This window comes from Pseudoalteromonas sp. S2755 (genome assembly GCF_005886535.1).
Lineage (GTDB): Bacteria > Pseudomonadota > Gammaproteobacteria > Enterobacterales > Alteromonadaceae > Pseudoalteromonas.
The window spans coordinates 1-266 of sequence record NZ_PNDS01000291.1 but is presented as its reverse complement, the minus strand read 5'-3'; the positions used below and the strand labels follow the sequence as shown (position 1 = coordinate 266).

Below are 266 nucleotides of genomic sequence, written 5' to 3'. Positions count from 1 at the left end.
AAATGATCGAGGCGACGCGTATTGGCTTTAACGCGAGCGAGTAGCTCCCGGTGGTTATACGGTTTGGGAATATAATCGTCAGCACCTAGCTCCAAACCAAAGATGCGATCAAAGTCATCGCCTTTTGCCGTTAACATAATACCGGGTGTCATCTTGTGAACACGTAACGCTTTTAGCACTTCAAAACCATCCATTTGTGGAAGCATTACGTCTAATAAAATTAGGGCAAAATTATGATTTAAACCCTCGTTCACACCTTCAGATAC

The 266-nt window shown here is 43.2% G+C and carries 1 protein-coding gene; it reads right to left on the bottom strand.

The features are described 5' to 3' along the window. A partial coding sequence (locus tag CWC03_RS23265) for a response regulator (RefSeq protein WP_138583833.1) occupies positions 1-266 on the bottom strand: 266 nt, incomplete at both ends.